Origin of the sequence: Streptomyces griseicoloratus (assembly GCF_014534645.1) — a bacterium.
Classification (GTDB): domain Bacteria; phylum Actinomycetota; class Actinomycetes; order Streptomycetales; family Streptomycetaceae; genus Streptomyces; species Streptomyces griseicoloratus.
On the sequence record NZ_JACVQF010000199.1, the window covers coordinates 251,298 to 274,881 of the forward strand.

General features: G+C 75.4%; 22 protein-coding genes. 10 read left to right on the forward strand and 12 right to left on the reverse strand.

The window, feature by feature from the left end:
• Window positions 1-115 precede the first annotated feature (115 nt).
• The 3 genes from H0H10_RS20240 (at window position 116) to H0H10_RS20250 (ending at window position 5,831) form a co-directional block, all read left to right on the forward strand.
• Entirely contained in the window at window positions 116-1,522 is a 1,407-nt protein-coding gene (locus H0H10_RS20240; protein ID WP_188182419.1) for an SWIM zinc finger family protein, read from the forward strand.
• Complete coding sequence (locus H0H10_RS20245; RefSeq protein ID WP_223180131.1) at window positions 1,519-4,266, forward strand: DUF7824 domain-containing protein; 2,748 nt, start codon at window positions 1,519-1,521, stop codon at window positions 4,264-4,266. The genes H0H10_RS20240 and H0H10_RS20245 overlap by 4 nt, the downstream gene beginning before the upstream one ends.
• Before the next feature lie 152 nt (window positions 4,267-4,418).
• A complete protein-coding gene (locus H0H10_RS20250; RefSeq protein WP_223180132.1) occupies window positions 4,419-5,831 on the forward strand; it encodes a GNAT family N-acetyltransferase in 1,413 nt (470 codons plus the stop codon).
• A gap of 24 nt (window positions 5,832-5,855) precedes the next feature.
• Here the strand turns inward: H0H10_RS20250 and H0H10_RS20255 are convergent, their stop codons facing one another.
• Complete coding sequence (locus H0H10_RS20255; RefSeq protein ID WP_188182421.1) at window positions 5,856-7,076, reverse strand: trans-sulfuration enzyme family protein; 1,221 nt, start codon at window positions 7,074-7,076, stop codon at window positions 5,856-5,858.
• Window positions 7,077-7,135: 59 nt separating this feature from the next.
• On the opposite strand from H0H10_RS20255, the gene H0H10_RS20260 reads away from it, so the two are divergent.
• The gene (locus H0H10_RS20260) at window positions 7,136-7,627 is read left to right on the forward strand and encodes an Lrp/AsnC family transcriptional regulator (protein WP_188182422.1); all 492 of its coding nucleotides are present in this window, start codon (window positions 7,136-7,138) and stop codon (window positions 7,625-7,627) included.
• 77 nt (window positions 7,628-7,704) lie between these two features.
• On the forward strand, window positions 7,705-9,393 hold the full coding sequence (locus H0H10_RS20265; protein WP_188182423.1) for a DUF885 domain-containing protein: 1,689 nt from the start codon (window positions 7,705-7,707) through the stop codon (window positions 9,391-9,393).
• A gap of 112 nt (window positions 9,394-9,505) precedes the next feature.
• Here H0H10_RS20265 and H0H10_RS20270 read toward each other — a convergent pair whose 3' ends face one another.
• Entirely contained in the window at window positions 9,506-9,982 is a 477-nt protein-coding gene (locus H0H10_RS20270; protein WP_188182424.1) for a rhodanese-like domain-containing protein, read from the reverse strand.
• A 135-nt stretch (window positions 9,983-10,117) separates the two neighbouring features.
• Here H0H10_RS20270 and H0H10_RS20275 point away from each other — a divergent pair, with 135 nt between their 5' ends.
• Window positions 10,118-10,564, forward strand: coding sequence for an Lrp/AsnC family transcriptional regulator (locus tag H0H10_RS20275; protein WP_188182425.1), 447 nt, complete (start codon window positions 10,118-10,120; stop codon window positions 10,562-10,564).
• Between the two features lie 6 nt (window positions 10,565-10,570).
• Here H0H10_RS20275 and H0H10_RS20280 read toward each other — a convergent pair whose 3' ends face one another.
• The 3 genes from H0H10_RS20280 to H0H10_RS20290 all read right to left on the reverse strand — a co-directional run bounded on the left by H0H10_RS20280 (window position 10,571) and on the right by H0H10_RS20290 (window position 15,579).
• Complete coding sequence (locus H0H10_RS20280) at window positions 10,571-13,564, reverse strand: AAA family ATPase (protein WP_188182426.1); 2,994 nt, start codon at window positions 13,562-13,564, stop codon at window positions 10,571-10,573.
• Complete coding sequence (locus tag H0H10_RS20285) at window positions 13,561-14,724, reverse strand: exonuclease SbcCD subunit D (RefSeq protein ID WP_188182427.1); 1,164 nt, start codon at window positions 14,722-14,724, stop codon at window positions 13,561-13,563. The genes H0H10_RS20280 and H0H10_RS20285 overlap by 4 nt, the downstream gene beginning before the upstream one ends.
• Window positions 14,725-14,814: 90 nt before the next feature.
• On the reverse strand, window positions 14,815-15,579 hold the full coding sequence (locus H0H10_RS20290; protein WP_188182428.1) for a LysR substrate-binding domain-containing protein: 765 nt from the start codon (window positions 15,577-15,579) through the stop codon (window positions 14,815-14,817).
• Between H0H10_RS20290 and H0H10_RS20295 the strand changes: the two genes are divergently transcribed.
• From H0H10_RS20295 to H0H10_RS20305, 3 genes are all read left to right on the forward strand, one after another.
• Window positions 15,571-16,143, forward strand: coding sequence for a GlcG/HbpS family heme-binding protein (locus H0H10_RS20295; protein ID WP_188182429.1), 573 nt, complete (start codon window positions 15,571-15,573; stop codon window positions 16,141-16,143). The genes H0H10_RS20290 and H0H10_RS20295 overlap by 9 nt on opposite strands.
• Window positions 16,144-16,220: 77 nt before the next feature.
• Window positions 16,221-16,871: an ankyrin repeat domain-containing protein gene (locus tag H0H10_RS20300; RefSeq protein WP_188182430.1), complete on the forward strand. Its 651-nt coding sequence runs from the start codon at window positions 16,221-16,223 to the stop codon at window positions 16,869-16,871.
• The gene (locus H0H10_RS20305) at window positions 16,868-18,016 is read left to right on the forward strand and encodes a YncE family protein (RefSeq protein WP_188182431.1); all 1,149 of its coding nucleotides are present in this window, start codon (window positions 16,868-16,870) and stop codon (window positions 18,014-18,016) included. Before H0H10_RS20300 ends, H0H10_RS20305 begins: the two co-directional genes overlap by 4 nt.
• Window positions 18,017-18,029: 13 nt before the next feature.
• Here H0H10_RS20305 and H0H10_RS20310 read toward each other — a convergent pair whose 3' ends face one another.
• From H0H10_RS20310 to H0H10_RS20320, 3 genes are read right to left on the reverse strand one after another with little or no spacing between them, the layout of a single operon-like run.
• Complete coding sequence (locus H0H10_RS20310; protein WP_188182432.1) at window positions 18,030-18,656, reverse strand: YigZ family protein; 627 nt, start codon at window positions 18,654-18,656, stop codon at window positions 18,030-18,032.
• 17 nt (window positions 18,657-18,673) lie between these two features.
• The gene (locus H0H10_RS20315) at window positions 18,674-19,216 is read right to left on the reverse strand and encodes a SixA phosphatase family protein (protein WP_188182433.1); all 543 of its coding nucleotides are present in this window, start codon (window positions 19,214-19,216) and stop codon (window positions 18,674-18,676) included.
• A complete protein-coding gene (locus H0H10_RS20320; RefSeq protein ID WP_188182434.1) occupies window positions 19,213-19,938 on the reverse strand; it encodes a hypothetical protein in 726 nt (241 codons plus the stop codon). The genes H0H10_RS20315 and H0H10_RS20320 overlap by 4 nt, the downstream gene beginning before the upstream one ends.
• Window positions 19,939-20,133: 195 nt before the next feature.
• On the opposite strand from H0H10_RS20320, the gene H0H10_RS20325 reads away from it, so the two are divergent.
• Window positions 20,134-20,556: a CoA-binding protein gene (locus H0H10_RS20325; RefSeq protein ID WP_188182435.1), complete on the forward strand. Its 423-nt coding sequence runs from the start codon at window positions 20,134-20,136 to the stop codon at window positions 20,554-20,556.
• Between the two features lie 212 nt (window positions 20,557-20,768).
• Here the strand turns inward: H0H10_RS20325 and H0H10_RS20335 are convergent, their stop codons facing one another.
• Genes H0H10_RS20335 through H0H10_RS20350 form a run of 4 tightly spaced genes read right to left on the reverse strand, consistent with a single transcriptional unit; the run spans window position 20,769 to window position 23,509 of the window.
• On the reverse strand, window positions 20,769-21,455 hold the full coding sequence (locus H0H10_RS20335; protein ID WP_188182436.1) for a hypothetical protein: 687 nt from the start codon (window positions 21,453-21,455) through the stop codon (window positions 20,769-20,771).
• Window positions 21,452-21,658, reverse strand: a complete 207-nt coding sequence (locus H0H10_RS20340; RefSeq protein ID WP_188182437.1) for a hypothetical protein — start codon at window positions 21,656-21,658, stop codon at window positions 21,452-21,454. The genes H0H10_RS20335 and H0H10_RS20340 overlap by 4 nt, the downstream gene beginning before the upstream one ends.
• 28 nt (window positions 21,659-21,686) lie before the next feature.
• Window positions 21,687-22,265 (reverse strand): hypothetical protein, encoded by a 579-nt coding sequence (locus H0H10_RS20345; protein WP_188182438.1) that lies wholly within the window; start codon window positions 22,263-22,265, stop codon window positions 21,687-21,689.
• Window positions 22,262-23,509: a hypothetical protein gene (locus H0H10_RS20350; RefSeq protein WP_188182439.1), complete on the reverse strand. Its 1,248-nt coding sequence runs from the start codon at window positions 23,507-23,509 to the stop codon at window positions 22,262-22,264. Before H0H10_RS20350 ends, H0H10_RS20345 begins: the two co-directional genes overlap by 4 nt.
• Window positions 23,510-23,584: the final 75 nt, after the last annotated feature.

Here is a 23,584-nt window from a genome sequence, read left to right on the forward strand (position 1 = left end):
CACCGGCGTCATCCCCCGGTGCGCGGCCCTGGCCTTCGGCCCCAACTTCCCCTCGTCCGGCGCCGTTTCCGCAGGTCGGAGCCGATTGTCAGTGGTCGGCCCTACGGTTTTTCGCATGACGCGATCTTTGCAGGCCGTGGCCTATCGACGACCCTCCGTGCTGGAGTCCTCGGCGGACGGACGGCGCCTGGGGCTGGAGACCTCACACGGAGCGACTCCCGCCGGCGCCGTGGACCACCCGAGGTTCTTCGCGGGCTTCCTGACGTCGCCGCGTCCGGCGTCCGCGGGGCTGCTCGCGGTGGCCGACGTGGCCGCCGCGCGGTACTACCAGCCCCAGCTGCGCGCCTCGTTGGACCCGGTGGTGACGGGCAACGGCGACCGGCTGCGCTTCGAGTCGTTCTCCGGCTGCGGCGGGGTGTACGCGCGCCTGGACGTGCTGCAGGCGGGCCTCGACGGCGGCGAGGTGGGGCACGGCACGACGAACGTCGACGTCAACAACCCGCTGCGCGAGGCCCTGTCCCGGATCGGCGCCGACGACCCGCTGCATCTGCGGGTCGGTCCGGAGGAGCTGGCCGTGACCACGCTGGACGGCCCGGTGGTGGAGAAGAAGGTGCCGCTGCCGGACCGATGGCTGCGTGGCTTCGCGGAGGCCCAGGTCATCGCGGCGGGCTTCGACCTGCGTGCCGAGCTGGACGCCGGCGAGGCGGTGCGGTTCCTGCGTTCCCTCCCCCGCGGCGGCGGCCGCGGCGGCGCGGTCGCCCCCCGATGGGTGGTGCCGTCGGGGCGCACGCTGCGGCCGACGACCCGTGCGGTGCCCGGCGCCGTGTGCCTGCCCGGCCCGGAGCGGCTGGCCGCGCTCCAGCGGGTGCTGCGGCACGCGACGTCCCTGCGGGTGTACGGCCCGGCGGTCACGCAGGGCGCCGCCGCCACGTCCTCCGCATGGGAGGTGGTCCTGCCGGGCATGCGGCTCACCCTGACCCTCTCGCCCGACGCCGCACGCGGCTTCTCCGGCGAGGGCGGTGTCCTCGACGCGCTCGCCACCGACGAGGCCGCCGCGGACGCGGAGCTCCTCTCGGTCCTCCTGGCGTGGGAGCCCCGGATCGACGTCGCCGACCTGGCCGCGGCCTCGGGCCTGAGCGCGGAGCGGGTGCGCGCGGCCCTGGTCCGGCTGGGCACGTCGGGACGCGTCGGGTACGACACGGCGGAGGCGGCCTACTTCCACCGGGAGCTGCCGTACGACGCCGAGCGCGTGGAGCGCCACAACCCGCGGCTGCGCTCGGCCCGGACGCTGGTGTCCGCCGGTGCGGTCGCCCTGGACGGCGCGATCGCGACGGTGACGGCCGAGGACGGTCATGTGCACCGGGTGCGGGACGAGGCCGGGGTGCTCACGTGCAGCTGTCTGTGGTGGGCCAAGTACCGGGGCGGGCGCGGGCCGTGCAAGCACGCGCTGGCGGTGCGGATGGTGCGGCGCGGCAGTGCTGAGGCACAGGGGACGGTTCGCTTCGACGGGGGTGCGCGATGACGGGTACTGGTGCGGCTACGGCTGCCGCTGCGGCTACGGCTACGGCTACGGCTACGGCTACGGCTACGGCTACGGCTACGACGAGTGTGGTGGTGGAGGCGGTGCGTGCCGGGCGGACGGACGAGGTGGTGCGGCTGCTCGACGGCATGACCGACGCCGAACGGCGCGCGCACTTCCCGGCGTTGAAGGCGCTCCGCAAGGAGCTGAGGACGGCTTCGTCCTGGTCCGCGGAGTCCCGCCGCGCCCACCCCGCCCTGCACGCGGCCGGTGCCGCCTGCCAGACCGGCGCGGCGGCCGTGGCGAGCTGGCTCTCGGGGACGGACATGCGCTGGTCGCAGGCGGCGCCGGCGGTGCTGATCGATGTCCTGGGCGACCGGGACCCCGACTGGCTCGCCGACGTCGTTCACCGGCTCGCCCGTCGCCCGGTCGGCTCCAACGTGCCGTACGAGCTGATGGCCGGTCTCGTACGGCTCGCCGGTTGCCCGGTCCCGACCACGGAGGCGTACGTACGGGGCTGGATGACCCACATCAGCCAGAGCCGGCCGCGGGGCGGCACGCTGTGCGACCGGCTCCGCCGGGACCCGCACCTCGCGCAGCTCGTCCCCGCGTTCTTCGAGATCGACGACATCGGCTCCCAGCTGAGGTGGCTGTCCGGCGACGGACCGCACAGCTGGACGAAGGCCCTGGCGGAGCTGACCGCCGAGGGCACGCTCGACCGGAGGGCGACGGTCGACGCGTGCGTGGCCCGGCTGCTGCGGGGCGGCTCCGCCGCGGATCACCGGGTGTTCCTGGACCTGCTGCGGGATCTGGCGCTCACCCGTGACGAGCAGCGGCAGCGTACGGCCGACTGGGCGGCGCTCGCCTCGGACGCCGTGTCGGTGGTGGCCTCCCACGCCCAGTCGGTGCTGGGCGCCCTGGCGCTGGACGGCGAGCTGACGCCGCGCCTGCTGGCCGAGACGACCGAGGGGGTGCTGTTCCGGCCGGAGAAGAAGCTGGTGCGCGCCCAGCTCGTCCTGGTGGGCAAGGTGCTCACCCGGGAGGCGTCCGTGGCCGGCGAGTTGCTGCCGGCCGTCGCCCGGGCCTTCGCGCACGAGGACTCCGACGTGCAGGAGCGGGCGCTGAAGCTGGTGGAACGCCATATCGGCAAGGTCACCGCCCCCGAGGTGCGGGACGAACTGGCCGAGGCGGCGGGTGAGTTGATCCCGGCACTGCGCGTCCGCGCGGCAGGGAGCCTGGGCGCCGGGGTACCGGAGCCGGAGCCCGTGGTGTACGAGGAGCTGCTGCCGCCCGCACCGGAGCCGGTGCGCCTGGCGCCCGCGCCCGGTTCGGCTGCCGAACTCGCCGAGGAGGTGAACGCGTTGATGGCGTCCGGCGCTGACGTGGCCGCCTTCGAGCGCACGCTGGACGGGCTGGTCCGGCACGTGCACCGGGACCGGGACGCTCTGCTGGATACGCTCGAACCGTTGATCGCGCGCCGCTGGTGGGGTGACCCCTCAGTACGCCACGACCTCCGCGCGACCGACTGGTTCGGCCGGTACCACCACCTGCTCGATCCGGCGAGCTCCCTCGACCTGCTCCTGGCGACGCTGCGCGGGAAGGTGATCACCTCGGCCCTGGAGCCGGCCCCGCAGGGCACCGCGCCGGACGGCGGCTGCGTCCACGACGCACTCGCCCGGGCCGTCGAGGCCCGCCTGTGGGAGGTGGCCCACCGCATCCGCACCGAACCGCTGCCGTTCCTGCTCTCCACACCCACCTGGAGCACGGGTCTGCTCGAACCCGACGAGCTGGTGGACCGCCTGGACGCCTACCGGCGCCTCGGCGCGCGGGTCGCGGCCGTCGATTTCGGCCACGCGCTGCTGCGGGTCCGGCGCGGGGACCGGGCGGCGGCCGTGACAGCGGCACGGCGCGCGGCGGCGCTCGGCACGGAGGAGGGGACACGGCTCGCCCGGTGGCTGACCGCCGAGGGGCCCGCCCGGCCGGCGTCCCGGCGGACCTCGGGTCCGCGCGTCCTGATCGAGCTCGACGAGCTGCCCGGACTGCGGGACGGCCTCCCGGCGCCCCTGAAGCCGCTGGGCGGCCCGGTGAGCGTCTTCCGGGACCGCTGGTACTGCCGTCACTGGAACGCGGACGTACGCGGGCACTGGCCGGCCCTGCTGCCGGAACTCCCGGAGCTGGTGGCCGCGCGGATCCTGCGGGACGTGTCCACGGTGGCCGTCGACGACGACCGGGGTGCCGCCGCGGCGCTGCCGCGCCTGGCCGAGGCGGACGGCGAGGCCGGCGGGGCCGTGCACCTGTGCGTGGCCTACGGGCTCGGGGCGCGGCACGCGCAGGACCGGCTCGCCGCGGTGGACGCCCTGCTGGTGCTGGCGGCGCGCGGCCGGCTCGATCCGGGGCTGCTGGGCGCGGACCTCGGGCAGTTGGCGCGCCACGGGGCGGTGAAGCCGGTACGGCTCGCCGAGTCGCTGCGGACGGCCGCGGCGACGGGCGCGAACGCCACCATCTGGGGCGTGCTGCGCCACACCCTGCCCGTCCTGCTCGCCGATCTCGCCACGGACGGGACCGTGCCCTCGGCCCGCGGACTCGGGGACCTGCTGGCCGTGGCCGCGGAGTGCGCCGAGCGGTCGGGCGCCCGGGGCGAACTGCCGCACCTGGCACGGGCGGCGGACCGGCGCGGCTCGTCCCGGCTGGTGGCACAGGCCCGCCGGCTGCGCAGCGCACTGACGGACGGGACGGCCGCCGCGTAGCGACACGCCGGGTGAGTGACACACGGGGAGAGGTGGGTGACACACGGGGGAGAAGAGGCAGGAATCTGCCCAGAAGCCTCTTTACCCATCGGTCACAAGGCGTTCGTGATCACGCAACACCGTTCCTTCACAGTGGCTGCATGAGTCGAGAAATGTCTGATGTGACGCGCGCACGGCACGGCCGCCCCGTGCACCACTGGCGACGGGACGTGATCGAACTCTCCGCCCTGTTCACCGCGGTCGCGGTGGCGGACGCGGTGGCGAACCTGGTCGGGCACGGTCCGGACGGGCCCGCGCTGCTGGTCGTCTCGGCGGTCGCCCTGATCGCCACGGCGGGCTTCCACACCTGGTGGTCACGGCGCCACGGACACGCCCCGCCGACGGACGATACCGGCGCCCGGCCGCCGTCCGCCGAGCGGCAGGCCGGGCCGTCCGACCCCGTCCCGGCGGCGCCGGGAGCCGCCCCCGGGGAGAGCGCGCTGTGGCGGATGCGGACGACGGTCCGGGACGCGCCGGGGTCGCTGGCCGCGCTGTGCACGGCCCTCGCCGGCCGGCGGGTGGACATCCTGAGCCTGCAGACGCATCCGCTGGCCGAGGGCACGGTGGACGAGTTCCTGCTGCGTGCCCCGGGCGAGCTGGCGGGGTCCGAGCTGACCCGGGTGGTGTCGGCGGCGGGCGGCACGGACACCTGGGTCGAGCGGGCCGACGCCCACGACCTGGTGGACGCGCCGACCCGGATCCTCGGGCTGGCGGCCCGTACGGCCCAGGACGCGGCGGAGCTGCCGCTGGCGCTGCGGCAGTTGCTGGGCCGGTGCACCATCCGGTCGCTGCCCGCGTCCGCCGGCGGAGCCGAGACGGAGGGGGTGCCGCCGGAGGGCGCGCTCGACGACACCGTGCTGCGGCTGCGCGCGCCGGAGGGCGGGGTGATCAGCGTGGAGCGGCCGTATCTGCCGTTCACCCCGGCCGAGTTCGCCCGGGCCCGGGCGCTGGTCGAGCTGGACGCCCGGCTCGGTCCGCGCATCCCGCGCGGCCGGGACGTGCTGACCCTCCCCGAGGGCAGCGACATCACCGTCCGCCGGGCCGACACCGGTGACCTGCGGGCGGCGAAGGAGATGCACGAGCGCTGCTCGGCGCGCACGCTCGGGATGCGGTACCACGGTCCGGTCGGCGACGCGGACCGCTATCTGAACCACCTGCTCAGCCCGCGCTTCGGCCGCACCCTCGCCGTGCAGACCGCGTCGGGGCGGATCGTCGGGCTCGGCCACCTGCTGTGGGACGGGGACGAGACGGAGGTCGCGCTGCTCGTCGAGGACGCCTGGCAGCGCCGGGGCATCGGCGCCGAACTCCTCGGCCGGCTCGTGGCGATGGCCGCGGAGACGGGCTGCGAGAGCGTGTACGCCGTGACCCAGGCGTCCAACACCGGCATGGTCGCCGCGATGCGCGGACTGGGCCTCCCCCTCGACTACCAGATCGAGGAGGGGACCCTGGTGATCACCGCCCGCCTGGACGCGGCGGCCCGGGCGGCGACCCGGCCGCGGCACGGGGAGCGGATCGGCAAGGAGTAGGACGGGCGGCGGCGCCGGGCGCCGTCACTCCGTCCGTGCCAGCGCCTCGCGCAGCGGTATCGCCTCCGCCCGCTCCCCCAGCGCCCCGTCCAGGTCGGCCCACAGGTCCTCGGCGTCCTCCAGCCCGACCGACAGCCGCAGCAGCCGGTCGCTCACGCCGGCGCCGCGGCGGTCGTCGGCGTCCACGATGCGGTGGCTGATGGACGCCGGGTGCTGGATGAGCGTGTCGACGCTGCCGAGGCTGACGGCCGGGGTGATCAGGCGGACGCGGCCGATGACCTCGTGCGGGTCGCCGTGCACCTCGAAGGAGACCATCGCGCCGCCGATGCGCGGGTAGTGGACGCGGGCGACCCGCGGGTCGGCGGCGAGGCGCCGGGCCAGCTCGGCGGCGGTCGCGGACGCGGCCCGCACCCGCACGGGCAGGGTCGCGAGGCCGCGCAGCAGCAGATAGCCGGCCAGCGGATGCAGCACGCCTCCCGTGGCGAACCGGACCTGCCTCAGCCGCCCCGCGAACTCCTCGTCGCAGGCCACCACCCCGGCCATCACGTCCCCGTGTCCGCCGAGGTACTTGGTGGCGCTGTGCAGCACCAGCCGGGCGCCCTGTTCGGCGGGGCGCTGGAGGACGGGCGTGGCGAAGGTGTTGTCCGCGAGCAGCGGTACGGAACCGCAGGCGTGGGCGACGGCCGGAAGGTCGAGTTCGGCCAGGGTGGGGTTGGCCGGGGACTCCACCATGACCAGGCCGGTGTCCGGGCGCAGCGCGTCCGCGATGCCGGCCGGGTCGGTCCAGGTCACCTCCGAGCCGAGCAGTCCTGCGGTCAGCAGGTGGTCACTGCATCCGTACAGGGGACGTACGGCGACCACGTGCCGCAGCCCCATCGAGCCCCGGACGAGGAGGACGGCACTGAGCGCGGCCATGCCGCTGGCGAACGCGACCGCCGCCTCGGTGCCCTCCAGCCGGGCGAGAGCGGTCTCGAAACGGGCGACGGTGGGGTTGCCGAGGCGCCCGTAGACGGGCGGGCCGTCCGGGTCGGCGCCGGTGGCGGCGAAGGCGTCGATGCGGGCGGCCTCGCCGCGGCTGTCGTAGGACGGGTAGGTGGTGGACAGGTCGATGGGCGGGGCGTGCAGTCCCTGGCGGGCGAGGTCGTCGCGGCCGGCGTGCACGGCCTCGGTGGCCAGTGCCCTGCTCCTGGGTGCGGTGGTGCGTACGTCGTCGGGTGGTGACGTGGGCATGCGCGCAGAGTCCATGGCGGAAGAGTGAACAGCGACCGGCCCGCCGGGGCCACGGGCCGTGTTACGTTCGGCTCATGGCCGAATCTGTCGTACTGGATCCGGTGGATCTCCATCTGCTGCGGCTGTTGCAGAACGACGCCCGGACCACCTACCGCGATCTCGCCGCCCAGGTCGGGGTGGCCCCGTCGACCTGCCTGGACCGGGTGGCGCGGCTGCGGCGGGCCGGGGTGATCCTCGGCCACCGTCTCGAACTGGACCCGGCCAAGCTGGGGCGGGGGCTGCAGGCGCTGCTGTCGGTGCAGGTCCGGCCGCACCGGCGGGAGCTGGTCGGACCGTTCGTGGAGCGGATCCGGGCGTTGCCGGAGTCACGCACGGTCTTCCACCTCACCGGCCCGGACGACTACCTCGTCCATGTCGCGGTCGCGGACATGGCGGACCTGCAGCGGCTGGTCCTGGACGAGTTCACGGCCAGGCGCGAGGTGGCCCGCGTCGAGACGCGGCTGATCTTCCAGCAGTGGGAGTGCGGGCCGCTGCTGCCGCCCGCGGCGCCGGGGGCCACGCCCTGAGCGAAATCCGGCCGCGGCCGCACACGTCCCGGCACAGCGGGCTGACGGGGCACCGGTATCCGTATGAGGATGTCCGCATGTCAGAGACCAAGAGCCCCCTGCCCCGAGAGGTCGCCGACGCCTATGTCGACGAGCTCGTCGCCCTCGATCCGGTCACCGGTACGTACCTCGGCGTCGCCGAGTGCTCCAGCCGTCTGCCCGACTTCTCGCCCGCGGGACAGGAGGCCCTGGCCGAGCTGGCGCGGACCACGCTGGCACGGCTCGACGAGGCCGAGCGCCGGCCCGGCGGGGACAGCGACGTCGAACGGCGCTGCGCCCGGCTGCTGCGCGAACGGCTCACCGCCGAACTCGCCGTGCACGAGGCCGAGGAGGGCCTGCGCTCGGTCGGCAACATGGGCACGCCCGCGCACGCGGTGCGCGAGGTCTTCACGGTGACGCCGGCCGGGACCGACGAGGACTGGGCGCGGATCGCCGAGCGGCTGCGCGCGGTGCCGGCCGCGCTCGCGGGCTACCGCGAGTCCCTGGCGCGGGGCCTGGAGCGCAAGCTGTACGCGGGTCCGCGGCCGACCGCCACGTTCGTCGACCAACTCGGCGAGTGGGCGGACACGGGTGAGGGCCGCGGCTGGTTCGAGGACTTCGCCTCCGCCGGCCCCGAGGCGCTGCGCGCCGAGCTGGACGAGGCCGCGCGGGGCGCGACCGCGGCCGTGGTGGAGATGCGGGACTGGATGCGCGACGTGTACGCACCGGCCGTCGAGGACGCCCCGGACACGGTGGGCCGGGAGCGCTACGCCCGCTGGTCGCGCTACTACAACGGCACCGACCTGGATCTGGACGAGGCGTACGCGTACGGCTGGGCCGAGTACCACCGTCTGCTCGCCGAGATGAAGAAGGAGGCGGAGAAGATCCTGCCCGGCGCCGAGACGCCGTGGGTGGCGCTGGCGCACCTGGACGAGCACGGCCGGCACATCGAGGGCGTCGAGGAGGTCCGCGAGTGGCTCCAGGGCCTGATGGACCAGGCGATCGAGGCGCTGGACGGCACCCACTTCGAACTCGCCGAGCGGGTGCGGAAGGTGGAGTCGCGCATCGCCCCGCCCGGCAGCGCGGCGGCGCCGTACTACACGCCTCCGTCGGAGGACTTCTCGCGCCCGGGCCGCACGTGGCTGCCGACGATGGGCCTGACCCGCTTCCCGGTCTACGACCTGGTGTCCACCTGGTACCACGAGGGCGTCCCGGGCCATCACCTCCAGCTCGCGCAGTGGGCGCACGTGGCTCAGGACCTCTCCCGCTACCAGGCGTCCGTCGGCATGGTCAGCGCCAACGCCGAGGGCTGGGCGCTGTACGCGGAGCGGCTGATGGACGAGCTGGGCTTCCTCACGGACGCGGAGCAGCGGCTCGGCTACCTGGACGCGCAGATGATGCGGGCCGTCCGCGTCATCGTCGACATCGGCATGCACCTGGAGCTGGAGATCCCGGCCGACTCGCCGTTCCACCCGGGCGAGTGCTGGACGCCCGAGCTGGCGCAGGAGTTCTTCGGCGCCCACAGCAGCCGTCCGGCGGACTTCGTGGAGAGCGAGCTGACCCGGTATCTGACGATCCCGGGCCAGGCGATCGGCTACAAGCTCGGCGAGCGGGCCTGGCTGCTGGGCCGGGAGAACGCCCGCAGGCGGCACGGCGACGCCTTCGACGCGAAGGCGTGGCACATGGCGGCCCTCTCCCAGGGGTCGCTGGGCCTGGACGACCTGGTGGACGAGCTGTCCCGGCTCTGACACCGGCTCGTCGCCCTGAATCCGCCCCCGGACCGCCCGGCGGGGAAGCGCGCGGCGACGGCCTCGTGGCCGTCGCCGCCGGCCGGCCCTTGCGGCAGAGCCTGCGCGCCCCTCAGCAGCCGCAGTCGGCCGCGTCCACGGGCGCGGTCAGGGGATCGGCGGCGCGCTGCTCGCGGCCCTGCCAGGTCTCGTACGCAAAGCCCTCGCGCACCCAGTACTCGAACCCGCCGAGCATCTCCTTGACCTGGTAGCCGAGTTCGGCGAGGGCGAGGGCCGCGCGGGTGCCGCCGTTGCAGCCGGGGCCCCAGCAGTACGTCACGACCGGCACGGACCGGTCGAGAAGCCGCTCGGCCTGTTCGGGGACGAGCGCGGTCGGCAGGTGGACCGCGCCGGGGACGTGTCCCTGGTCCCAGGACTCGGTGGAGCGGGAGTCCACGAGGACGAACCCGGGATCGCCGCCGACCGTGAGCGCGGCGGCGACGTCGGAGACGTCGGCGTGGAAGGCGAGGCTCGCCCGGAAGTACGCGGCGGCCTCGGCCGGGGACGCGGGAGCGACGCGGAGCACGGGATTGACGGTGGTGGCACTCATGGTCCGGCCTTTCCTCGGTGGATCTCCCGAGTGGATCTCCTGAGCGGAAATCTACGGTCGGCGAGCGGCTCCCAGAAGGGAGGATCCCCGGCGCGACTCTTGATCCGCCGGGGATCGCCCTGCTATCCATCCGGGATGACCACGTATTCCCCGGACGCCACCGACTGGCGCATCCTCGATGTCCTCCAGCGCGACGGGCGGGCCAGTTTCGCCGAGCTGGCCCGTGCCGTCTCCATGTCCGCGAGCGCGGTGACCGAGCGGGTGCGCCGCATGGAGGAGGCGGGAATCATCCAGGGGTACGCGGCGGTCGTGGACCCCGACCGGCTCGGGATGCCGATCCTCGCCTTCGTGCGGCTGCGCTATCCGAACGGCAACTACAAGCCGTTCCACGACCTGGTCGCCGCCACGCCCGAGATCCTGGAGGCGCACCACGTGACGGGCGACGACTGCTTCGTGATCAAGGTCGCGGCCCGTTCGATGCGGCACCTGGAGGAGGTGTCGGGCCGGATCGGCGCGCTGGGTTCGGTCACGACGAGCGTCGTCTACTCCTCGCCGCTCCCCCGCCGCCCCGTGGGCCGCTGAGGCGTCTCAGCCCACGCCCCGCTGCCGCAGCACCGACCCCGACCGCCCCTTGACGACCTCCAGTTGGGCGTGGATCCGCCGCCGCAGGTCGGCGACGTGGCTGACGATGCCGACGCTGCGGTCCCGTTCGCGCAGCGAGTCGAGCACGTCGAGGACCTCGTCGAGGGTCTGGTCGTCGAGGCTGCCGAAGCCCTCGTCGATGAAGAGGGTGTCCAGTCGCACCCCGCCGGCCTCGTCGGTGACCACGTCGGCGAGGCCGAGCGCGAGGGCGAGCGAGGCGAAGAAGGTCTCGCCGCCGGACAGCGTCGCCGTGTCGCGCTCGCGGCCGGTCCAGGCGTCGACGACGTGCAGCCCGAGGCCGCTGCGGCCGCGTCCGGTGCGGTCGTCGGAGTGGACGAGGGTGTAGCGGCCGGAGGACATCTTCTGCAGTCGTACGGTCGCGGCGGCGGCGACCTGTTCCAGGCGGGCCGCGAGCACGTACGACTCCAGGCGCATCCTGCGTTCGTTGTCCGCGGAGGTGCCCGCGGCGAGGGCGGCGAGGCGGGCGACGCGCTCGTACTCCTCGCGCAGCGGGGCCAGCCGGCGTACCGAGTCCGTGGCGCGGGCGGACAGGACGCCGAGCTCGGCGCAGCGCCGGGCGGCGGCGTCGCGGGCGGAGGACGCCTCGCGCAGCCGGCGGCCGGCGTCGGCTGCCGCTTGTTCCGCGGCGGCGACGTCGGCGGCCGGCTGCCGGGCGGCGGCAGCGGTGTCGGCCTCGGCGAGTACCGCGCGGACCGCGGCCTCCTCGGTCTGCCAGGCGTCCAGCCGCCGTTGCAGTTCGCGGTGGGCGGCGTCGTCGAGGAGCGCGGCCGCCGCGTCGTGCGGGGTGTCGAAACCGGCGCGGAAGGCGGCGTCGGCGAGGCGGGCGTCGGCCTCCTTGAGGCGCTGGGCGGTGTCCTCGGCGGCGCGGGCCGCCTCGGCGGCCCGGGTCAGGTCCGCGGCCAGCCGCTCCAGCTGGGCGGCCCGCGCGGCCACGCTGCCGGCGGTGCCCCGGGCGTGCGCCAGCTCCTGCTCCAGCGCGGCCCGTTCGCGCTCCAGCCGTTCCCGGTTCGCCACCCGGGAGGCGGCCCGTACGGCGGCCTCCTGCTGGGCGGCGATCCGCCGCTCGCGCTCCCGCTCCGCCCGGCGCAGCTCCTCCTGGGCGGCGTGCAGCCCGGAGGCTTCCGCCCGCGCCCGTGCGTACAGCCGCTCCAGCTCCTCGGCCTCCTCGGCCAGCCGGTCGGTGGGGGTGCCCCCAGCCTCGGCGGTGGCGGCGGCCAGCGCCTCGCGTACGGAGGCGTGGCGCCGTTCGGCCTCGGCGCGCTGCTCGTCGGCCCGCCGGGAGGCGGCGAGGGCCCGTTCCTCCGCCTCGCGGTCGACGTGCCCGGCGGTCCTGCGGGCGGGGGCGGGGTGCTCGGTGGCGCCGCAGACGGCGCAGGGCTCGCCGTCGGTGAGGTTCGCGGCGAGTTCGGCGGCGATGCCGTTCAGGCGCTGTTCCTTGAGGTCGAGCCAGCGGGCGCGGGCCTCGACGGCGCGTTCTGCGGTGGCCAGCTCCTGCCGGCGTGCGTCGGCGGTGTCGGCGGCGAGCCGGTCCCGCTGCCGGGCGGCCGCCAGCCGGCGCCGCGCGGGCTCGCGCTGGACGGCGAGCTGTTCGGCGCGGGTCGTGGCCTCCTGCGCGGAGTCGACGCGGGCCTGGAGAGCGGCGCGGGTCGTCTCCCAGTCGGCGAGCCAGCTCTCCGCCTCGTGCAGGACGTCCTCGTCGGCGCGCTCCTGGCGGTCCAGGCCGGCGCGCTCCGCGAGCAGGTCCGTGAGGCGCTGTTCGGCCCGGCGGGCCGACTCCAGTCCGCCGAGTTCCTCGGCGGTCCGGCGCGCGGCGGCGGCCAGCCCGGCCGCGCCGGCGTCCGTGAAGGCGTCCGGCAGCAGGGCGCGGGCCTGCGCCTCCGCGTCGGCGGTGCGTCGGTGTTCGGCGTCGGCGGCGTCCCGCAGGTCCAGTGCGGGGGCCACGGTCTCGGCCTTGCGGGCGCGGGCCATGCGCTCCTCGGCCGCGCGGTGCGCGCCGGCCCGTTCCGCCAGCCGCTCGGCCCGCTCCCGCGCCTCGGCGAACCGCCGCTGCAACCGGTCCTGTTCGCGTACGCCGGCCAGGGCGTGCTCGGCGGCGGTCTGGGCGGACTCGGCGGCGGTGAGCCGGCAGTCGGCGACGGCCAGCTGTTCGGCGGCCGTGCTGCGGGCGACGGCGGCGGCGCCGAGGACCGCCTCGGCGAGGCCGGGATCGCCCGGGGCCAGTTCCGGCAGTTCCATGGCGTCGCCGGCGGCCTGCTGCATGCGGTGGGCGTTGGCCAGCAGCGCGGCGTCGCCCTCGCGCACCCGGGCCTCGGTCGTGCGGCGCCGCTCGGCGAGGCGCTTCTCGACCTCGGCGAAGCGACGGGTGTCGAACAGCCGGCCGAGCAGTTTGCCGCGTGCCTCGGCGTCGGCGCGCAGGAAGCGCGCGAAGTCGCCCTGGGGCAGCAGGACGACCTGGCAGAACTGCTCGCGGCTCATGCCGAGCAGCTGGGTGATCTCCTCGCCGATCTCCTGGTGGGAGCGGCTGAGGTCCTTCCAGTCCCCGGCCACCGCGTCGTACTCGCGCAGCCAGGTCTGGGCCTTGTCGACGGTCATGCCCTTGCCGCGCCGCTTCGGGCGTTCCCACGGCGGCTGCCGGGTGACCTCCAGTCGCCGGCCGGCGACGGTGAGTTCCAGGCGCACCTCGGTGCGGGTGCCGGGCTCGGCGTGGTCGCTGCGCAGGGTGATGCCCTGTCCGGCCTGGCGGGCGCCCGGCACCGAGCCGTACAGGGCGTAGCACACGGCATCGAGGACGGAGGTCTTGCCGGCGCCGGTGGGGCCGTGCAGCAGGAACAGCCCGGCCGCCGACAGGTGGTCGAAGTCGACGCTCTGCGATCCGGCGAAGGGCCCGAAGGCGGTGATGTCCAAGCGGTGCAGCCTCACCGGGCCACCTCCCGCACCGTCTCGTCCGCGCGCACCGCGTCGAACGCGTCCCGCAGCACGGCCCGCTCCCGGTCGTCGGGGCCCGCTCCGCGCACGTGCGCCACGAAGTCCTCGGCGATCTGCTGGTCGTCACGGCCCGCGAGACGGCGGGCGTAGGACACGGCCGGGTCGTCGGGGGCGCGCTCCGGGTCGAAGACGAGGCTCAGGGTGTGCGGGAAGCGCTCGGTGAGGCGGGCCATGGGTTCGGCGGGGCGGACGGGGTCGGTCAGGGTCGCCTCGACCCAGGCCTCCTCGTACCGGGCGAGCTCCGGGTCGGCGAGCAGGTCCTCCAGGGTGCCGCGCAGGCGGGCCAGCGGCCGCGGCACCGGGCAGTCGACGCGCTCGGCGGCGACGGAGCCGTCCGCGCCGAGGTCGACGAGCCACATGCTCTTGCGGTGGCCGGCCTCCGAGAAGGAGTACGGCAGCGGGGAGCCGGAGTAGCGGATCCGGTCGGTGATGGTCTGGCAGCCGTGCAGGTGCCCGAGCGCCACGTAGTCGACGCCGTCGAAGACGCCGGAGGGCACGGCGGCCACTCCGCCGACGGTGATGTCCCGCTCGCTGTCGCTGGGCTCGCCGCCGGTGACGAAGGCGTGCGCGAGGACGACGGACCGGGTGCCCGGCGCGCGGGCGGCGAGGTCGGCGCGGACCCGGTCCATGGCGGCGGCGAGCACGGCCTCGTGACCGGCCTTGTCGACCCCGAACTCGGCCTTGACGAGGGCCGGTTCGAGGTAGGGGAGCCCGTAGAAGGCGACCTCCCCGTGCGTGTCCGGCAGCAGTACGGGGGTCCCGCACCCGGCGGGGTCGGTGCGCAGGTGGATGCCGGCGCGGCCGATGAGCCCGGCGCCCACGCCCAGGCGGCGGGCCGAGTCGTGGTTGCCGGAGATCATCAGCGTCGGCACGCCGAGGCCGGCCAGCCGGTGCAGGGCGTCGTCGAACAGCTCGACCGCGGCGAGCGGCGGCACCGCCCGGTCGTACACGTCTCCCGAGACGACCACGGCGTCGACGCCGTGGTCGCGCACGGCCGTCTCCAGGTGGTCGATGAACGCGGACTGGGCGTCGAGCATGTTCACCCGGTGGAAGGCCCGGCCGAGGTGCCAGTCGGAGGTGTGCAGAATCCTCAAGGCGCCGCTCCGACCCGCATGCTTCCCCTCACTCCACTTCCGGAACCCCGTGCCGGACCGGTCGGGTCCGCACTGTGGGCACCGACCACGCTAACGCCTGCCGGTACCTGCTCCCCCACGGGCCTCAGTGTGCCATCGACCGCCGGGCGGCCGCGGGGCCCGCCGGAAGCCGGCCGCCGCGGCGCGCCCGGGCCGGTGCGTAGCCCCGGCCGCCGGCTCCGCGAAGGCGCGGGCCGCCGCGCTGTGGTACGCGCTGTCCCGGCGCAGCAGGGTCACCCTGCGCGCGGGCAGCGGCGGATCGAGGGCGACGGGCCGGAGGTGGGGGTGGTCGTCGGTGACGGCGTCGGGCAGCACCGTGGCCGGCGAGGGGGTGCGCTGCACGATCTCGGTGAGGGCCTGGATGGAGTTGGCCTCCACGGCGATGGGCGGGCTGACGTGGTGCTCGGCGAAGCAGCCGTCGATGTGGCCGCGGGTGACGATGTCGTTGCTGAGGAGCGCGAGCCGCTGCTCGGCGAGCCGCGCCACGGGCAGGGGCCTCTCTGCCTCGGGGTCCCCGCCATGGGCCGTCACCACCAGGCTCAGGTGCTCGGTGAACAGGGCCTGGGCGGTGATGCCGGCGGCGCGGGGCCCCTCGAAGGCGATCCCGAGATCGATCTCGTCGGCGAGCAGACCGGCCTCGATCCGGTCCCGCGGGTCAGCCGATCGGATGACAGGGCCGTCAGCCGTTCCGCCCGCCCGTACCAGCCGGTGCGCCGACCGGTGCGCGCCCTCGGCGGGCGGAGGCTGGGGGCACGGCGCAAGAAGCGCAGCGCGTCGACGACGCGATACGACAGGGAGTTGCCTGCCATGCAGCACAGGGCCAAGAAGTTCTCCGCCCGCACCAAGGCCATAGCGGCCACCGCGGGCGTCGCGGCGGTCGGCGCCGGGGCGTTCGGCGCGTTCTCGGCCACCGCCGACACCACGTCCGCCGCCCCTGCGGCCGCCCCGGTCGCGGTGCGGTCCGAGGCCGTGACCACCAGCACCCACCTCACGGTCGAGGCGGCCACCGACGCCGCCCGGGCCGCGCTGGACGCCGCCGAGAAGGAGGGGCAGCGGGTGAGCGTGGCGGTGGTGGACCGCGACGGCAACACCCTGGTCACCCTGCGCGGCGACGGCGCCGGCCCTCAGTCGTACGAGTCGGCCGTGAAGAAGGCGTTCACCGCGGTCTCCTGGAACGCCCCCACCTCCGAGCTGGCCAAGCGCCTGGAGAACGCCCCGAACCTGAAGGACATCCCGGGCACGCTGTTCCTCGGCGGCGGCGCCCCGGTCGCCCACGACGACGCGCCGGTCGCGGGCGTCGGCGTCGCCGGCGCCCCCTCCGGCGACCTGGACGAGAAGTTCGCCCGGGCCGGAGTCGCGGCGCTGGGCGACGGAAGCTGATGCCCGCCGAGCATCGCGGAGTGAGCGCGCGCCTCGGTGCGGTCCTGTTGTCCGCTCCCCTGCGAAGGAATCCTGCCATGAGCGAAAAGTCACCATCCCCCCATGACATCGCCCTGCTGACCGCCGCCCGTCGCGGCGACGTCGCCGCCGCACGCGAAGCGCTGGCCGCGGGCGCAGACCCGGAGGCACGCGACGCGGTCGGCCGCACGCCGGTGCTGCGGGCCGCCCTGGCCGGCCACGTCGCGGTCGCCGAACTGCTGGTCGCGGCGGGCGCCGACGTGAACGCGCAGGACTCCCGCGAGGACAGCGCGTGGCTGGTCACCGGTGTCACGGGCAGCGTGCCGATGATGCGGGCCCTGCTGCCCGGCGGTCCCGACGTGACGCTGACCAACCGCTTCGGCGGTGTGTCGGTGATCCCGGCCGCCGAGCGCGCCCACGTGCCGTACGTACGGGCCGTGCTCGCCGAGACGGACATGGACGTCGACCACGTCAACCGGCTGGGCTGGACGGCGCTGCTGGAGGCGGTGCTCCTCGGGGACGGCACCCGTCCCTACCAGGAGGTGGTGGAGGCCCTGCTCGCGGCGGGCGCCGACCCGCTGCTGCCGGACGGGGACGGCGTCACGGCCCGCACCCACGCCGAACGCCTCGGCTTCCGCGAGATGGCGGACATGCTGCGGCGGGCCGAGGAGCGGGTGGCCGGAGTCGGCGGGAAGGACGGGCAGCGATGATCAGGCACACCGCCACGGGCGCGCTCGCCGCACTGGCCGCCGTGGCGATGCTCACCGGGTGCGCGCCCGGCGACGGCGGGCAGGACGCACCGTCCGCATCGGCACCACCGGCGTCGGCCCCGCCCGCATCCACGCCATCGGGATCCGCCCCGGCTCGCACGCCCGAAGGCACCCTGCTGGTCACCGACTTCGGAGCGGACACGGTCACCTTCGTCGATCCGTCCCGGCGGGGCGCGGCGGCGGACCTGGGATCGGTGCGGGTCGGCACCGCGCCGTACGGGATCGCGCTCGGCGACGACGGCACGGCATGGGTGGCGACCGCGCAGGGCGTCGCCGCGGTGGACACCCGCACCCGCGAGCGCACCGCGCTGATCCCGTACACGACGGACACGGGCCCCGTGACCACCGGCGAGTACCGCGGCGGCGGCATGGGCATCGTGCTCTCCCCGGACGGCGGGCGGGTCTACGTCGGCGTGAACGTCCCCGGCGGGCGCGGCACACTGGAGGTCATCGACACCGGGCGGCGGAAGGTGACGGCGACCGTGCCGGTGGGCCGCCGCCCCTTCGACGTCGACGTCTCCCGCGACGGCCGGCACGTCTACGCCACGAACCACGACTCCTTCGACATCACCGTCGTCGACACCGGCGACTGGACGACCCGCCGCATCGAGGTCGCCCCGTACGGCACCGAGGGCGGCCTCGGCTCCTGGCTCAAGCCGCACTACACCGCCGTACGCCCGTCCGACGGCGCCCTGCTGCTGCCCTTCGAGGGCGAGCGTCTCGCGGTGGTCGACCCGGGCACCGGCCGGGTGCGCATCGAGCGCATGACCGCGAACACCCACCAGCACGGTGTGACGGCGGGCGAGGACGGCACCCTCTTCGCGGTCGGTACCGGCCCGATCGACCCGTCCGAGGACGACGGGCCGTCCCTGACCGTCCGCACCCCCGACGGCCGCGAACGCGTCGTCCCCCTCGACGGTCCGCACGAGGACGTGGCCCTGTCGGCCGACGGCGACACCGCCTACGTCTCCGGCGGCTTCACCCGCGACGGCTACTGGAACGGCCTGAGCGTCGTCGACGTCGGCACGGGTGAGGTGACGCGCCTGCCGGTCGGGCGGCGCCCGCTCGGCATCGCGGTCCTCTAGGCACCGGCCGCTGTCAGGCGTCCCCGTACGCCTCTCCGCCCAGCTCGAACCCGGCCGTCCCCGCTGTGGTGTCGGCGAGCCACGCGCGGAAGGCGTCCACGTCGGCGTCCGGCAGGCCGATCTCGATGGTGACGGCCTCGGCGTACCGCACGTCACGCACGGTGCGCCCGGTCGCCCGCAGGTCGTTCTGGAGCTTGCCGGCCCGCTGGTGGTCGACCGTGACCGTGGCCAGCCGGAACCGGCGGCGGGTGAGCGTGCCGAGGGTGTCCAACGCCTCGCCGACCGCTCCGCCGTAGGCGCGGATGAGTCCGCCGGCGCCGAGCTTCACGCCCCCGTAGTAGCGGGTGACGACGGCGACGACGTACCGCATGTCGCGGCGCAGCAGCATCTGGAGCATGGGGACGCCGGCCGTGCCGCCGGGCTCGCCGTCGTCGCTGGCCTTCTGGACGGCGGCGTCGGCGCCGATGACGTACGCCCAGCAGTTGTGGGTGGCGTCGGCGTGCTCCTTGCGCACGGCCGCGATGAACTGCTGGGCCTCCTGCTCGGTGGCCGCCGGGGCCAGGGCGCACAGGAAGCGCGAGCGGTTGATCTCGGTTTCGTGCACGCCCGCGCGGGCGACCGTGCGGTACTCGTCCTGCATCCGGCCAGCCTATGCGCTCACCCTTTCGCGCCCCTCGGCACCGTCATCGCCGTGAGCAGGGCCGCGCCCGGGGCGAGGTCCCGCCAGGCGGCGCCGTGCCAGGCCAGTACGGCGATCGCCGACGTGGGGAACTTCACCCGGAGCCGGTCCAGCGCGTGGTCCAGGTCGTCGCCGGCCAGGGTCAGGACCAGGTCCTCCAGGCCGGGGTTGTGCCCGATCAGCAGCAGCGTCTCGACCTCGGCCGGCACCTCGCGCACCACTGCCAGCAGTCCGGGCACGTCCGCGGCGTACAGCCGCGGGTCGTGGCGCACCGGCGGCGGGGTGCCCCACTGGGCGGAGGCCAGCTCCCAGGTCCGGCGGGCGCGCACGGCGGTGGAGCACAGGGCGAGGTCCGGCAGGCAGTCGGCCTCGGCGAGCGCCCGCCCGGCGGCCGGGGCGTCGCGCCGGCCGCGCCCGGCGAGGGGACGGTCGTGGTCGGCGACACCGGCGGGGCGGGCCGACTTGGCGTGCCGCAGGACGACCAGGCGGCGCAGCGGTCCGGCCCCGGGACGCGCGATCATGCGGAGGATCCCAGGTCGCGGGTGAGATCGAGCCCGAGGAACCGGTCGGCGTAGGCGTGGATCTCGAAACGGGCACCGTCCGGGAGGTCCGGATCGCTCGCCACCTCGTCCAGGATCCGCAGGACACCGGGGGTGTCGAGGTCGTCCTCCCAGGCGGCCCGGAGCCGGTCGCGGACCTTGTCGGGGACGGGGCGCGAGGGCTGCCGCGCCCAGTCCGCGACCGCCCGGCGCCGGCGCAGCAGGGCGGCACGGGCGTCGCCGAGCACGGCCGCGTCGAGCCGCACCGGCACGTTCCGGCGCCGCGCGAGCAGGGCCATGCGCAGGGCGTCTGGGCCGGCGGACTCCATGCCATCCGGTTCCGCCGGCTCGACCGCCGCGACGGTGACCGTTGCCCCGTCCGTGGCCGCGCCACCCTCGCGTACGACACGGACGGTCTGGGCCCTGCCCGGTCCGGCGCCGGCGTCTCGGCCGTCCTCGAAGGGCCGGATGCCGAGGGCGGCGGCGTCCGCCCGCAGTTCCGCCCGCTCCTCGGCGTCGGTCAGCAGCGCCCACACGGGGGTGCCGCCGAGTTCCAGGGCGCGGACGAGGAGGTCGGCGACGAGCAGCACGCGCAGGCCGGTGGCGTCGCGGCCCTGCGCGTGCGCCTCCACGCGGGTGGGGCCGCGACGGGCGGGGGCGGCGGGAACCGGCTCACCGGTCCGGGCGTCGATGATGCGCAGCACGGGGTGAGCCTAGGCGGGCCGGGCCCCCGGCGCACCGGGAGCGCGCGTCCGGCGTCCGCGTGCCCAGGGAATCGTGCCGGGGGAATCACCGTGCGCCGTCGTCCGTTGTCGAGGGGACAGCCGGGTGTTGCCGAGACAGCCGGCCGGGACTTGTTCGCGGGCCCGGGTCCGTTCCACAGATCGAGGAGGCGCCGGATGTACGGCGACGACGCAACCGTCCGCAGGATTCTCACCGAGCTGGGCGACACCTGGGCCGTGGTCGGCCTGTCGTCGAACCGGCGGCGCGCGGCGTACGGCGTCGCGGAGGTGCTGCAGCGCTTCGGCAAGCGGGTCGTGCCGGTGCACCCCAAGGCCGAGACGGTGCACGGCGAGCGGGGCTACGCCTCCCTCGCGGACATCCCCTTCGACGTGGACGTCGTCGATGTCTTCGTCAACAGCGACCTGGCCGGACCGGTCGCCGACGAGGCGGTCGCCAAGGGCGCCGCGGCCGTGTGGTTCCAGCTCGGCGTCGTCGACGAGGCCGCGTACGACCGGACCCGGGCCGCGGGTGTGGAGATGGTGATGGACCGCTGCCCGGCCATCGAGATCCCTCGCCTCGCACCCCACCGGGCCGACTGAGCCGACGGTACGTCAGCGTCCTTGTACTCCCGACGCCCCGCTAGCCGTGCCCTACGCGACGGTGGCGATGGCCGGCGTCGCGGCGCGCTCGCCACCGCGCTCGCCTGCGCCGGTGTGGGGGCGGCGTTCGCCATGTTCGTCGTCGTCATGCGCGGTCCGCTGCGCAAGGCGACGGATCTGCAGACCGAGATGGCCGCGGTGGTCTGAGGCCGTCACGAGGTCGTCGCCAGCAGGAACACCACCGCTCCGGCGACGACCGCGAACGCCCCGGCCACGGTGTGCAGCCGAGCCCGGCGCAGCGCCCCGCGCACCTGCCAGGCGTGGGCGAGCTCCAGCAGGGCCCGGCGCCGGCGCAGCGCCTGCTCCGCGTTGGCACGGGCGAGGCCCAGCCGGTGCGTGGCCTCCGCCCGGCGGGTGTCGTCGGTCTCGTGGACGAGCAGTTCCTCCAGGCGCGCCGCGACCGTGGCATGCAGCCGGCAGGCCGCGTCCAGCTCGCCCGGCGTGGTGCCGAAGGGGCCGTAGAACGCCCGGGGAGCGGCCGTCAGGTCGGCGTGCAGGTCCTTCAGGGCGCGCGCCTCGCGCGGGGTGGGGTCGGTCAGCACGCGCAAGGTGGTCAGCCTCGGGGTGAGGGCCTCGCTGGTGTGCCAGATGGCCCAGGCCACGCCGAGCACCGCCATGGCCAGCCCGCCCGTGGCCAGCGCCGTGTCCGGGCCGCCCTCCACCTTGCCGATGCCCGCGAGGGGCAGTCCGCCGAGCAGCACCGAACCGGTGGCGGCGAAGGCGGCGATGATCCATCGTGCCGTGGCCCGCATGTCGGCCACGGCCGCCTGGGCGGCGGACACCGCGGCGGCGGGCTCGGCCGGGTCCGGGCCGGGCGGCTGCCCCTCGGTCAGGCTCACCGCGGCTCCGCCGGACCGGGCACCTCGGCTTCGAAGGCGGCCGTGATCTCGTCTCTGAACACCGGGGGCTCGTCGGCATCGGTGACGGCTCCGTACGGCTTCCACTCGGTGCCGTCGTAGAACTCCACCCTGCCCTGCTCGTCGTAGCGGACGCTGCCCGGCTCGGGCTGGTCCGGGTTGCTGCGGCCGTCGGGTTCGGTCATCCTGGTCCTCCTCTTGGCAGTCGCCCGCCTACCGTTCGGCCTCGCAGGCGTTGATGTAGTACACCTCGATCTCCACGCGGTCCGGCTGCCCTCCCGACCAGAACGGCCGGGTGCCCACGTTGCCGCCGCAGAAGGCGTTCGGGCGGCGCGACTTGAGGGTGCGGTTGACGTCCTCGGCGAGGTCGGTCGCCGCGCCGAGCATGGCCTGGGGGCCGACGCCGAACGTGATGACCATGCCGATGCGCCGTCCCTTGCCGCTGCGGCGCACCTCCTTGTCCAGAGCGGCGACGATCCTCTGCCGGTCGGCCGCGCTCAGGGAGCCGTCGCCCGCCGCCCGCCCGGTCGCGCCGCCGGACAGCCGGACGCCGAACACGTGCCGCTTCGGGTCCAGTCCGGTGGGGCCCTTCTCGGTGCGTGACGGGGAGGGCGAGGCGGTCCCCGACGGCGACGGCTTCCGTGACGCGTCGGCCACCGGCCGGCCCGGACCGTCCGAGACGACCATGCCGAGCGCGACGACGAACAGCACCAGGAACAGGTCCGCGAAGAGCCAGCCCGCCAGATGGCGCGGGGCGATACCGGGGCCGGGGCGACGGAGGTGCCGGTTCACCTCGGCCCCTCGCCGTACCAGTCGTCACTGGGCCGGCGCGGCGGCGCGATCCCTCCGGCGTCCGGGGCGGCCGGCCCCGTCCCGGGCGGGGGACCCGGGTGGCCGCCTGGGCCGCCGGTCGCCGGCCGGCCGTCGTGGTTGCCCTGGCCGTCCCCGGGGGGACCGCCGTATCCGTCCGCGCCCGCGTAACCGTCGGCGTACCCGTCGGAGTTCGTCATGGCCGCGCCGACCGGGACGCCGCCCGTACGGCCGGTCTCGAGCAGCGCCAGGACGCGCTCCAGCTCCTCCATGTAGGCGTACAGCCGCTGGCTGTTGTCGACGAACAGCCGCATCGCCTCGCCGACCTTGCGGGTGGTCTCGGAGACCTCGTCCGCGACGGTGGCGTGCACGCGGTTGGCCTCCTGGGAGCTGCCCGCCGCCTTGCGCAGCTCGGTCAGCAGGCGGCTCAGGGACTGCCGCGTCGCCTCCTCGTCGGCGCGCAGCTCGTCGCGCATCCGGGCGAAGTCCCGGAGCAGTTCGTGCGGCACGGTCAGGGACCGGCCCATCTCCCTCAGCTCGCCCGCCGACCGCGTCCACTGGTCGAGCGCGGCGACGAACCTGCCCTCCGGGCCCGGAGCGAAGATCTCCGCCATCCGGTCGGCGCTGTGCGTCATGGTGCGGGAGAGCTCGGCCGTGCTCCTGGTGATGTCCCGGGCGATGCCGACGAGTTGGCCCGCCGGGACGGCCGCCGCCTCCAGGACGGCGTGCCTGGCCAGCTCCATGGTGACGACGGCCAGCTGCCCGGCGACCTCCTGCCGCAGCGCGGCCCGCGAGGCGTCGCGTTCCGCGGCCCATTCCAGGCGCTGCAGCCACAGGGTCACCAGGACGACCCCACTGATCAGCAGCACCACGATGAACACCGCCGTGCCACCGAAGCCCTCGGCCCACAGCTGGACGAAGTTGGTGCCCCGCGGCGCGTCCATGAAGTCCTCGAACGCGAACCACAGCGACAGCCAGGTCAGCACGATCGGCACGAAGACGGCCACGTCCCGCAGGGTGCCCAGGGTGGCGATCAGCCCGCTGTGCCGGGGCGGCGCGTCCGGCACCAGCGCCTCGGGCGGATAGGCGTCCAGCAGGCTGACACCGGCCAGGGCCCGCCCGCCGGCGCGGGCGTCCTCGGCGATCCAGGCCAGCACCTCGCGGCCGCTGCTGTCCGCGGGGCAGCGCAGGGCGAGCGTCTCCAGTCGCTCGGCTGCCGCGCCCACCGAGGGCGAGGGTGCGGGGGCCGGTGGCGGAGACTCGGGTTTCACAGGCTTCCTGCTGGCCAAGACCTGACCTCT

What these genes read in the sequence shown, in the direction of transcription:
- H0H10_RS20265 (WP_188182423.1), top strand. Translation starts at nt 7,705, where the DNA reads ATGTCAGAGACCAAGAGCCCCCTGCCCCGAGAGGTCGCCGACGCCTAT.
- H0H10_RS20295 (WP_188182429.1), top strand. Translation starts at nt 15,571, where the DNA reads ATGCAGCACAGGGCCAAGAAGTTCTCCGCCCGCACCAAGGCCATAGCG.
- H0H10_RS20305 (WP_188182431.1), top strand. Translation starts at nt 16,868, where the DNA reads ATGATCAGGCACACCGCCACGGGCGCGCTCGCCGCACTGGCCGCCGTG.
- H0H10_RS20270 (WP_188182424.1), bottom strand. Translation starts at nt 9,982, where the DNA reads ATGAGTGCCACCACCGTCAATCCCGTGCTCCGCGTCGCTCCCGCGTCC.
- H0H10_RS20300 (WP_188182430.1), top strand. Translation starts at nt 16,221, where the DNA reads ATGAGCGAAAAGTCACCATCCCCCCATGACATCGCCCTGCTGACCGCC.
- H0H10_RS20255 (WP_188182421.1), bottom strand. Translation starts at nt 7,076, where the DNA reads ATGGACTCTGCGCGCATGCCCACGTCACCACCCGACGACGTACGCACC.
- H0H10_RS20325 (WP_188182435.1), top strand. Translation starts at nt 20,134, where the DNA reads ATGTACGGCGACGACGCAACCGTCCGCAGGATTCTCACCGAGCTGGGC.
- H0H10_RS20260 (WP_188182422.1), top strand. Translation starts at nt 7,136, where the DNA reads ATGGCCGAATCTGTCGTACTGGATCCGGTGGATCTCCATCTGCTGCGG.
- H0H10_RS20310 (WP_188182432.1), bottom strand. Translation starts at nt 18,656, where the DNA reads ATGCAGGACGAGTACCGCACGGTCGCCCGCGCGGGCGTGCACGAAACC.
- H0H10_RS20250 (WP_223180132.1), top strand. Translation starts at nt 4,419, where the DNA reads ATGTCTGATGTGACGCGCGCACGGCACGGCCGCCCCGTGCACCACTGG.
- H0H10_RS20340 (WP_188182437.1), bottom strand. Translation starts at nt 21,658, where the DNA reads ATGACCGAACCCGACGGCCGCAGCAACCCGGACCAGCCCGAGCCGGGC.
- H0H10_RS20240 (WP_188182419.1), top strand. Translation starts at nt 116, where the DNA reads ATGACGCGATCTTTGCAGGCCGTGGCCTATCGACGACCCTCCGTGCTG.
- H0H10_RS20315 (WP_188182433.1), bottom strand. Translation starts at nt 19,216, where the DNA reads ATGATCGCGCGTCCCGGGGCCGGACCGCTGCGCCGCCTGGTCGTCCTG.
- H0H10_RS20275 (WP_188182425.1), top strand. Translation starts at nt 10,118, where the DNA reads ATGACCACGTATTCCCCGGACGCCACCGACTGGCGCATCCTCGATGTC.
- H0H10_RS20245 (WP_223180131.1), top strand. Translation starts at nt 1,519, where the DNA reads ATGACGGGTACTGGTGCGGCTACGGCTGCCGCTGCGGCTACGGCTACG.